Source organism: Flavobacterium sp. (assembly GCF_020217025.1).
Lineage (GTDB): Bacteria > Bacteroidota > Bacteroidia > Flavobacteriales > Flavobacteriaceae > Flavobacterium.
Map to the genome: position 1 here is coordinate 1 of NZ_JAIWOF010000026.1, position 10,000 is coordinate 10,000.

General features: G+C 33.4%; 9 protein-coding genes and 1 pseudogene. 4 read left to right on the forward strand and 6 right to left on the reverse strand.

The features are described 5' to 3' along the window. Window positions 1-1,244 (reverse strand): hypothetical protein (locus LDL23_RS01105; RefSeq protein ID WP_291264055.1); only part of this gene is annotated, 1,244 nt, incomplete at its 3' end. A 171-nt stretch (window positions 1,245-1,415) separates the two neighbouring features. Here LDL23_RS01105 and LDL23_RS01110 point away from each other — a divergent pair. Together LDL23_RS01110 and thiL are read left to right on the forward strand one after the other, a co-directional pair. Beyond that, window positions 1,416-1,844: a regulatory protein RecX gene (locus LDL23_RS01110; protein ID WP_291264056.1), complete on the forward strand. Its 429-nt coding sequence runs from the start codon at window positions 1,416-1,418 to the stop codon at window positions 1,842-1,844. A gap of 121 nt (window positions 1,845-1,965) precedes the next feature. Continuing rightward, window positions 1,966-3,012: a thiamine-phosphate kinase gene (gene thiL / locus LDL23_RS01115; RefSeq protein ID WP_291264057.1), complete on the forward strand. Its 1,047-nt coding sequence runs from the start codon at window positions 1,966-1,968 to the stop codon at window positions 3,010-3,012. A 99-nt stretch (window positions 3,013-3,111) separates the two neighbouring features. On the opposite strand, the gene LDL23_RS01120 is transcribed toward thiL, so the two are convergent. Continuing rightward, window positions 3,112-4,653, reverse strand: coding sequence for a glycine--tRNA ligase (locus LDL23_RS01120; protein ID WP_291264058.1), 1,542 nt, complete (start codon window positions 4,651-4,653; stop codon window positions 3,112-3,114). A 63-nt stretch (window positions 4,654-4,716) separates the two neighbouring features. Next, window positions 4,717-5,499 carry a hypothetical protein gene (locus tag LDL23_RS01125; RefSeq protein WP_291264059.1) on the reverse strand — a complete coding sequence of 261 codons (783 nt, stop codon included), beginning with the start codon at window positions 5,497-5,499 and terminating at the stop codon, window positions 4,717-4,719. A gap of 103 nt (window positions 5,500-5,602) precedes the next feature. Here LDL23_RS01125 and LDL23_RS01130 point away from each other — a divergent pair, with 103 nt between their 5' ends. Together LDL23_RS01130 and LDL23_RS01135 are read left to right on the forward strand one after the other, a co-directional pair. Further along, entirely contained in the window at window positions 5,603-6,244 is a 642-nt protein-coding gene (locus LDL23_RS01130; RefSeq protein ID WP_291264060.1) for a ComF family protein, read from the forward strand. Window positions 6,245-6,311: 67 nt separating this feature from the next. Beyond that, window positions 6,312-7,913, forward strand: coding sequence for an Ig-like domain-containing protein (locus tag LDL23_RS01135; protein WP_291264061.1), 1,602 nt, complete (start codon window positions 6,312-6,314; stop codon window positions 7,911-7,913). Here LDL23_RS01135 and LDL23_RS01140 read toward each other — a convergent pair. The 3 genes and pseudogenes from LDL23_RS01140 to LDL23_RS01150 form a co-directional block, all read right to left on the reverse strand. Further along, window positions 7,910-8,674: a nitrilase family protein gene (locus tag LDL23_RS01140; protein WP_291264062.1), complete on the reverse strand. Its 765-nt coding sequence runs from the start codon at window positions 8,672-8,674 to the stop codon at window positions 7,910-7,912. The genes LDL23_RS01135 and LDL23_RS01140 overlap by 4 nt on opposite strands. A gap of 81 nt (window positions 8,675-8,755) precedes the next feature. Next, window positions 8,756-9,517, reverse strand: coding sequence for a succinate dehydrogenase/fumarate reductase iron-sulfur subunit (locus tag LDL23_RS01145; protein ID WP_231842532.1), 762 nt, complete (start codon window positions 9,515-9,517; stop codon window positions 8,756-8,758). Between the two features lie 6 nt (window positions 9,518-9,523). Continuing rightward, window positions 9,524-10,000, reverse strand: a pseudogene (locus LDL23_RS01150) (fumarate reductase/succinate dehydrogenase flavoprotein subunit); the annotation flags it as partial.

The following is a 10,000-nucleotide window of genomic DNA, read 5'->3' on the forward strand; positions in this document are numbered from 1 at the left end:
GTCAAAGTTGCTGCTCCACAAGATGGGTTAGCTGAAATATTTATAGTTCCAGCTGGTGCACTTGGAATTGCTGTTACATTAACCGCACCCGAAACATTACTAGTAACCGAAGCTCCACAAGCTGCCGAAACTACACAATAATAATATAAAGTACCTGTTGCAGTTGTAACCGGTGTATAAGAAGCACTATTTGTTCCAACAGGAGTTCCGCCAGAATTGGTGGCTGTTGTATTACTGTACCATTGATACGTTAAAGCAGTACCAGTTGCCGTTACCGATAAAGCCGTAGCCGCTGAACCTTGACAAAGGTTTTGAACCGTAGTAGAAGGCTGAGCAGTTATTGCCGCTGAATTTTGAACCGTTAAATTAGTTCCATTATCCGTTCCAATAACTGTTGGATTACTTGAAACTACACGAATTCTATATCCTGTTCCCGCCGTTGTTCCTGCTGGAATTGTAGCAGTTATAGTCCCCGAAGGATTAACACCCGAAGCTGATAAAGTTCCAATAGGCGTACCTGGAAAAACACCTGATGCATTTGATAAATGGGCGATAAAATCATTACCCGCATTAAAAGTACCCACACTAGTAAATGGAACTGAAACCGAAGCTCCCGTTGATACACTTACACAATAACTACCTGAAAAAGCATCAGTAGTAATTGTATTTGAGGAAGCTATAACACCTTCCAACAAAACATCATCAACTCTAAATTCATCTGTAGTAGTCGTTCGGAATCTAATTGTTGTTACATTTGAAGGTATAACTGATGTTGACGATCTGTAATAATATGTGGTTGCATAACTTGTTCCTGTTCCAGTTGGTAATAAAGGCCAAGTAATTGCCGTAAAAGAACCACCTGAACCAGTTGTACTATATTCAACAATCAATGTAGAGCCATTTGGTGCATTTGCAGCCTTACCAACACCAAAACTTAAAACAAGAGAAGTATATGCAGAAGCATTAATACCATCAATAACAAATGTTTCTCCTGTTGCATTCATCATAACATTCCATGTCCCAGAAGCGGTTCCATAGCCAGACGACGGACCTGACGTTCGCATATCTCCTGTACCAGAATAGGTTAAACCATCTTCATTGAACCTATTATTAGTTTCGTGTGCAGCGATTGTATTTCCTGAAGCTCCCCCACTACCATTGTACATGTTTTCAGAAAAAATTGTAACCTGTCCCCACCCTAAAACCGAGAAAAATAACGCAACAATAAGTAATTTTAATTTCATAACTTTGAATGAAAATATTAGATTTGGTTTGATTATGCTTATTTGCTTAAAAAAAAGCCAACAAAGATAAATCATAATTTTTTGATTATGAAATATTTATTGCATTATTAAATTGTTAACGAATTGAAAACTAATAAATCCGCTTTTTCCTTGAAAGAAATCTATTCTAAGATGGAATTTTACTGCGCGTATCAAGAGCGTTGCTACAAGGAAGTGGAGGAAAAATTGTATTCGTTTTCTGTTAGTCAATCTGAAAAAGAAGAAGTTCTAACGTATCTAATCGAAAACAATTTCATTAACGAAGAACGTTTTGCACAGAGTTTTGTTCGTGGCAAACACAACTATAAATTTTGGGGTAAAAACCGTATTGTAAATGAATTGAAGTTTCGAAACATCTCCTCACGTATCATCACAATTGCCTTAAAAGAAATTCCAGAGGAAACGTATTTAGAAAATTTTCATCAGTTAGCCGAAAAACATTGGAACAACATCACCGAACGAAAAGGATCAAAAAAGAACAAAAAATTCGTCGATTTCTTACTTCGTAAAGGCTATGAAACGAGTTTGATTTATGAGAAGTTGAATGAATTAGACAATTAAACTATATTGTCATGCTGAACTTGTTTCAGCATCCCTAACTTTTATTTGCCGAATTTAGTAAAAGAACCTGAAACAAGTTCAGGTTGACAAAGATGTTGTTATCTTTGCAAAAAAATAATCCATGTTAGAAAATAAAGACCAATCAAGAACCAGTTTATCGCAATTAGGCGAATTTGGCTTAATTGAACACTTAACTAAAAACTTCACGATTAATCAAGAATCGACTCTTAAAAGCATTGGTGACGATGCTGCGGTATTGAATTTTGGCGATAAAAAAGCGGTAATTTCAACCGATTTATTAGTCGAAGGCGTTCATTTTGATTTGGCTTACATGCCGTTAAAACATTTAGGATACAAAGCCGTTGTTGCTAATGTATCTGATATTTGCGCGATGAACGCGACTCCGACTCAAATTACAGTTTCGGTGGCGGTTTCGAATCGTTTTCCTTTAGAAGCTTTGGAAGAATTATTTGAAGGAATTACGTTAGCTTCAAAAATTTACAATGTAGATGTGATTGGTGGCGATACAACTTCTTCGCAAAAAGGATTGATTATTAGCATTACCGCAATTGGTGAAGCGAATTTAGAAGACATCGTGTACCGAAATGGCGCAAAAGAAAATGATTTATTAGTCGTTTCAGGTGATATTGGTGCTGCTTATATGGGATTGCAAGTTTTGGAACGCGAAAAACAAGTATTTCAAGTGAATCCAAATAACCAACCGGTTTTGGACGATTACACCTACTTAATCGAACGTCAATTAAAACCAGAAGCGCGTAACGACATCAAAGAATTACTAGAAAAATTAGAAATAAAACCCACTGCTATGATTGATATTTCGGATGGTTTATCGTCGGAGATTTTACATTTGTGCAAACAGAGCAATGTAGGTTGTAATTTATATGAAGAGAAAATTCCAGTGGATCCGCAATTGATTAATGTCTGCGAAGAATTTAATTTGGACATTACAACCGTTGCCTTGAGCGGTGGCGAAGATTACGAATTGCTTTTCACGATTAAAATGGAAGATTTTGACAAAATCAAAGGCAATCCAAATTTCACCGTAATCGGACACATGGTGGCAGCTACCGAAGGAAATCATTTGATTACAAGAGCCAATACGAAGATTGCATTGAAAGCAAGAGGTTGGAATGCTCTTGAAAGTTAGAATTCTGAATTCTGAATTTAGAAAATATAAAAACCCCAAATTTCAGTTGAAATTTGGGGTTTTACTTTTTACTTTGAACTTTTTACTTTGAACTTTCAATTACATTTTCATCAACCAGTTTCTCATTGAAACTTCGTTGTTAATGATATCACGTAATTCGGAAATTTTCACTCTATCTTGTTGCATTGTATCTCTGTGACGAATCGTTACCGTTTCATCTTCTAATGTTTGATGATCCACTGTGATACAAAATGGTGTTCCTAAAGCATCTTGTCTTCTATAACGTCTTCCAACCGCATCTTTTTCATCATACGCTACGTTGAAATCCCATTTTAAATCATCGATAATTTTACGAGCTACTTCTGGTAAGCCATCTTTTTTAACTAATGGTAAAACGGCAGCTTTTGTTGGTGCTAATACCGAAGGCAAACGTAAAACTGTTCTTGTAGAACCGTCTTCTAAAACTTCTTCTTGTAACGAGTTTGAGAAAACCGCTAAGAACATTCTATCCAAACCAACCGAAGTCTCCACCACATAAGGCGTGTAGTTTGAATTGGTATCGTTATCAAAATATTGTAATTTTTTACCTGAGAATTGTTCGTGTGCTTTCAAATCGAAATCGGTTCTCGAGTGAATTCCTTCTAATTCTTTGAATCCGAATGGGAAATTGAATTCGATATCTGCAGCTGCGTTTGCATAATGCGCTAATTTCTCGTGGTCGTGGAAACGGTAGTTTGATTTCCCTAATCCAAGCGATAAATGCCAATTTAAACGAGTTGTTTTCCAGTATTCGTACCATTTCATTTCTTCTCCTGGTTTTACGAAAAACTGCATTTCCATTTGTTCAAATTCACGCATACGGAAGATGAATTGTCTTGCTACAATCTCGTTTCTAAACGCTTTTCCGGTTTGAGCAATTCCAAAAGGAATTTTCATACGACCTGTTTTTTGAACGTTTAAGAAGTTTACGAAAATACCTTGAGCCGTTTCTGGACGAAGATATAAATCCATTGCATTTTCAGCAGAAGCGCCTAATTTAGTTCCAAACATTAAGTTGAATTGCTTCACATCAGTCCAGTTTTTAGAACCACTTTCTGGACAAGCAATTTCTAATTCTTCGATTAAGGCTTTAACATCGGCAAGGTTTTCTGTCTCTAAAGAACGCGCCATTCTCTCTAGGATTTCTTTCTTTTTAGACAGATATTCCATCACACGTGGATTGGTTGTTTTGTATTGCTCTTCATCAAAAGCAGCACCAAAACGCTCACGTGCTTTGTCGATTTCTTTTTGTGCTTTTTGATTTAATTTTTCGGCATAATCCTCAATTAAAACATCGGCACGGTATCTTTTTTTAGAATCTTTGTTGTCGATTAACGGATCGTTAAAGGCATCAACGTGTCCTGAAGCTTTCCAAGTGGTTGGATGCATTAAAATAGCAGAATCTAATCCTACAATATTTTCGTGCATTTGCACCATAGATTGCCACCAGTATTCACGGATGTTCTTTTTTAACTCCACACCATTTTGTGCGTAATCATAAACCGCACTAAGTCCATCGTAAATTTCGCTTGACGGAAATATGAATCCGTACTCTTTTGCATGCGAAACTACATTTTTGAAAATATCATCTTGTTTTGCCATAGTGCAAAAGTAAAAATAGGAATGAAATAAAGAAAAGAAATTAAGGAATAAAAATAAGAATTATTAATATTCGAAAGTTGTAGTACCAATTTTAACAAAATCGTGGTAAATATTGATTTTGTATTTCCCTTTAATCGTTTTATTTTTTTCTAAATCGACATAAGTACAAACATCAGTATCTTTTTTCTGATAATTAGTATTAACAGAAGCGCTATATTGTAATTTAACATTAGTATCTGATTCAACAGAAGTATCTCCTAAAGAGATAATTTGATTTTTTGGGTTTACTACTTGCACATAAATTGTCTTAGCACCCGAATTTACCAATTGATTTTCTTCTAAAGTAAAACAAACTCTTAATTGTTGGATTTTAGCTTCACTCATTTTGTAAGCATCAGAGTAAATTTTAACTCCTTTAGCGTTTATATTTAATGCTGATAATTGAGAAGATTTTGGAGCTATTTTTGAATCAGAAGCTACCAAAGGAGTCGAGTTTCTTGGAGCAACAACACTTTTTTCATTTTGCTTTTGTTTTGCATAAAAAACTATTGAATCTTCGATTGAATTAAATTTGTAGTGTTTTTTTTCTAAATTATTGTCAGATTTAACCAACTTAAACTCATCATTAAAACGAATACTATCTAATTTGTTTTTTGCACTAACCGAATCGTATTTATGTAAAATCTCGGTTAGTTGACTTTCAAGAACTTTATTTTCTAAATCAGAACTTTCAACATAATCATTAAAATCATCAGAAACTTTATAATATTTGACACCTAAAAACAACGACAAAAACATCAATATTAAGATGCTAATTTTTGTTATTTTATTTTTTCTACGTGTCATTTTATAAACTTTTTTATAAATTTATTTAAAAATGTTAATGTTGATATAATTAATCGATAAAATGCTAAAATATCTGATAAACTTACTTTTCCCAAAACTTTGCATGGGTTGTCATTCATTATTACTTCAAAATGAAAAAATCATTTGCACCGAATGTAATCACAATTTACCTTACACCAACCACCATATTTTGTCAGGCAATGATACAACAAAAAAATTTTACGGCATAATCCCAATTGAATTTAGCGCATCTATGCTGTACTTTCACAAAAAAGGGATTGTTCAAAACTTAATTCATAATCTAAAATACAAAAAACACCAAGAAATTGGAACCATATTAGGCGAATGGTATGCAAAAGACTTGGAATCCGTTGCAAATATAAAAACAGTCTCCGAAATAATTCCTGTTCCACTTCACAAAAAAAGATTAGAAGAAAGAGGTTATAACCAAATCACAACCTTTTGCGAAGCGCTGTCAAAAGAACTTAAGATTCCGTATAATCCTAATTTATTATATAGAAGCAGATATTCTAAAACACAAACAAAAAAAGACAAAGAAAACAGAAAAGACATAACCAACGCCTTATTTGATACGAATTTCACTGAAACAGACTATAACAAACACTTTTTACTTGTAGATGATGTAATGACATCAGGCGCTACCCTTGAGGCTTGTGCAAAAGCATTATTAAAAATACCAAACAGCAAAGTGAGTATTGTAACCATTGCTTATACGCTATCATAAAAATTACTAAAAGTTGTATGTTTGTACTAATTATAGTCGTTATTTTGCAACTCTATTATTTGAAAAGATGACAAAGTTAAAACACATAGCCTTTCTATTGGCAAGCCTTTTATTGTTAACCAATTGCGCTAAAAGAGGCACTATTACTGGTGGCAAAAAAGATACTATTGCACCTAAGATTATATATAGTTCTCCTGATAATTTTTCCACTAATTTTAAAGGAAACGAAATCAAAATCAATTTTGATGAATTAATCAAAGTGAAAGACGTAAACAAACAATTGATTATTTCGCCTCCAATGAAAAAACAACCTATCATTGTTCCTCAAGGAAGCGCTAGTAAATATATTTCAATTAAAATACTTGATACTTTAGCACCAAATACTACTTATAGTTTCAACTTTGGACAAAGCATTACGGATAACAACGAAGGAAATCCTTATTCGCAATTCAAATACGTTTTATCAACGGGAAGTTATATAGATTCTTTAACGGTGGTAGGAAAAGTAAAAGATGCGTATGAGCAAAAACCGGATAGTTTTATTAGTGTTATGCTTTACGATGCTAAAACCTTTACCGATTCAACAGTATATAAAGAAACGCCACTTTATATTACTAGTACACTAGACAGTTTAAAAGTATTTTCTCTTGAAAACCTTAAAGAAGGTTCTTACAAGATTATAGCACTTAAAGACAAAGCTAACAACAATAAATTTAATCCTGATACAGACAAAATAGGATTTATTGAGTATCCAATTACAATTCCCACCACAGATATGTTTGAATTGGAATTATTTCAAGAAAAGAGACCATTTAAAGCAGAAAAGCCAACACAGGAAAGTAACAATAAACTTTTCTTAGGCTATCAAGGAGATTTTAAAAACACCACTATCACTGCTAGTTATAACAATAAAGAAGTGCCCATTAAAATCGGAAAATTTCCATCAAAAGATAAAGATTCTGTTCAGATTTTTTATCCCAACGTAAAAATGGATTCCATTCAAATTGCTGTCAAAAATGGAACTTATTCCAAAAAATTCACCTCTAAACTCAAAAATCTAAAAGAATCAGACTCTTTAAAAATCGAAAACAAAACAGGTAGTGTTTTAGCATTTAGAGACGCTTTTGTTTTGAAAACAACGACCCCTATCGTAACAATTGACGAGTCAAAAATTATATTGAAAAACAAAGATTCAATAGCTGTAAAATTCACCTCAAAACATCACGATTTTGAGCAAGAAATTTCCTTCGATTTTAAAAAAGAAGAAAATGAAAAATACACAATAGAATTACTCCCTGGTGCTATTAAAGATTTTTATGACAAGTCAAACGATTCAATAAAATTCAATTTTTCCACCAAACAACTTTCCGACTATGGGAACTTAAAAATCAATTTTATAAACGTTAAACGCTACCCTTTTATAGTTGAATTGTTAGATAAAAATGAGGTTTTATATAAAACCACTTCAACAAAAGAATCAAGTATCTATTTTGAAACTATCGAACCAAAATTATATACCATAAGGATTATCTACGACGATAATTCTGATAATGAATGGACAACCGGTGATTACTTAGCTAAAAAACAAGCAGAAGAAATCATCTATTTCCCAAAATTGATTGATGTAAGATCCAATTGGGATGTAGAGCAAGACTTTATTTTAGATTAGCGAATATTAAAATCGTCTCTGTCATTCAAAAAATTAAATTTTATTTTAGCATCATTTTGAGCGATTTTATCTAATTCAAAGATAAAAACACCTAACTCATCCTCGCAATCTAAAATTGGATTTCCAAGATAATCAATCGCTTTAGAATGTCCAGGATATTCTAAATGGTTGGCGTCTTCACCTATTCTATTAACACCAATGGTGTAGCACATATTTTCTATAGCACGTGCTTTTAATAATGCATCCCAAGCGTTTATACGTGGTTTTGGCCAATTGGCAACATACAATAACAAATCATAATTTTCAACATTTCGAACAAAAACTGGAAAGCGTAAATCGTAACAAATTTGTAGGCAGATGTTCCAATTATTATAATTTATGATTACTTTTTCAGTTCCTTTTGTGTACACTTTTTCTTCTCCAGCTAAAGTGAATAAATGGCGTTTATTATAAAACTGCACTTCGCCAGATGGAAACACAAAAACCATTCGGTTATAGAAATTTTCGTTTTCCTTAACAACTAAACTTCCTGTTATGGCGCAGGTTTTTCGTTTAGCTAGTTCTTTCAACCAAATTATGGTTTCGCCTTCCATAGTTTCAGCTACAGCAGCTGGATTCATGGTAAAACCTGAAGTAAACATTTCGGGCAAAACGAATAAATCAAAAGATTCGTCTTCATTTAAAAAATATTCTTCGATGAATGTTCGGTTGATTTCTGGGTTTTCCCAAGCTAATTTGGTTTGAAAAAGTGCGATTTTCATTAGATAAAATTTTTATTAAAAATACAAAAAAACGCATCCAAATGAATGAATGCGTTTTATTATTTTGAAGTTTCTAATGAATTATTTCAAAGAAGCTTTTAAGTATTCTCTGTTCATACGAGCGATGTTTTCTAACGAAATTCCTTTTGGACATTCGATTTCACATGCTCCGGTGTTTGTACAGTTTCCAAATCCTTCTTCGTCCATTTGACGCACCATGTTTAACACACGTTGTGTAGCTTCTACTTTACCTTGTGGTAATAAAGCATATTGCGATACTTTTGCTCCAACAAATAACATCGCAGAACCATTTTTACAAGTTGCCACACAAGCTCCACATCCAATACAAGCCGCTGCTTCAAACGCTTTGTCTGCATCGTCTTTAGGAACTGGAATTGAGTTTGCGTCAATTGTATTTCCAGAAGTGTTTACCGATACGAAACCACCTGCTTGTTGAATTCTATCGAAAGCACTTCTATCAACTACTAAGTCTTTAATTACTGGAAACGCTTTACTTCTCCATGGCTCGATATAGATGGTATCACCATCGTTGAACATTCTCATGTGTAACTGACATGTAGTAATTCCTGTATCAGGTCCGTGAGCACGTCCGTTGATGTATAAAGAACACATACCACAAATACCTTCACGACAATCGTGATCAAATGCTACTGGCTCTTTCTTTTCGTTAATTAATTGCTCGTTTAATTGGTCTAACATTTCCAAAAACGAACTTGCAGTAGAAACATTATCTAATTTATAAGTTTCCATGCTACCTTTTGAACTAGCGTTCTTTTGACGCCAAATTTTAAGGTTTATATTGATATTTTTTGCTGCACTCATAATCTATTATTTGTAATTTCTAGCTGCAATTTTAATTTCTTCATATTTCAATTCTTCTTTGTGAAGTTCTTCTTTGCTGATGTCATCACCTTTGTATTCCCAAGCTCCAACAAATTTGAAGTTTTCGTCATCACGTAATGTTTCTCCTTCAGCATCTTGATATTCTTCACGGAAGTGACCTCCACAAGACTCTTTACGTTGTAAAGCATCCATTGCCATCAATTGACCTAACTCAATGAAATCAGCAACTCTTAATACTTTTTCTAACTCAGGGTTTAATTCATCAGCACTTCCAGGAACATAAACATCTTTGTAGAAATCTTCTTTTAATTGAGCGATTTCAGCAATAGCTTCTTTTAATCCTGCTTCATTTCTTCCCATTCCTACTTTATTCCACATAATCAAACCTAATTTTTTATGGAAATAATCAACCGATTTAGAACCGTTGTTGTTTAAGAATTTGCTAATTGAATCTTTAACTCT

What these genes read in the sequence shown, in the direction of transcription:
- LDL23_RS01110 (WP_291264056.1), top strand. Translation starts at nt 1,416, where the DNA reads ATGGAATTTTACTGCGCGTATCAAGAGCGTTGCTACAAGGAAGTGGAG.
- LDL23_RS01140 (WP_291264062.1), bottom strand. Translation starts at nt 8,674, where the DNA reads ATGAAAATCGCACTTTTTCAAACCAAATTAGCTTGGGAAAACCCAGAA.
- LDL23_RS01125 (WP_291264059.1), bottom strand. Translation starts at nt 5,499, where the DNA reads ATGACACGTAGAAAAAATAAAATAACAAAAATTAGCATCTTAATATTG.
- LDL23_RS01135 (WP_291264061.1), top strand. Translation starts at nt 6,312, where the DNA reads ATGACAAAGTTAAAACACATAGCCTTTCTATTGGCAAGCCTTTTATTG.
- thiL (WP_291264057.1), top strand. Translation starts at nt 1,966, where the DNA reads ATGTTAGAAAATAAAGACCAATCAAGAACCAGTTTATCGCAATTAGGC.
- LDL23_RS01130 (WP_291264060.1), top strand. Translation starts at nt 5,603, where the DNA reads ATGGGTTGTCATTCATTATTACTTCAAAATGAAAAAATCATTTGCACC.
- LDL23_RS01145 (WP_231842532.1), bottom strand. Translation starts at nt 9,517, where the DNA reads ATGAGTGCAGCAAAAAATATCAATATAAACCTTAAAATTTGGCGTCAA.
- LDL23_RS01120 (WP_291264058.1), bottom strand. Translation starts at nt 4,653, where the DNA reads ATGGCAAAACAAGATGATATTTTCAAAAATGTAGTTTCGCATGCAAAA.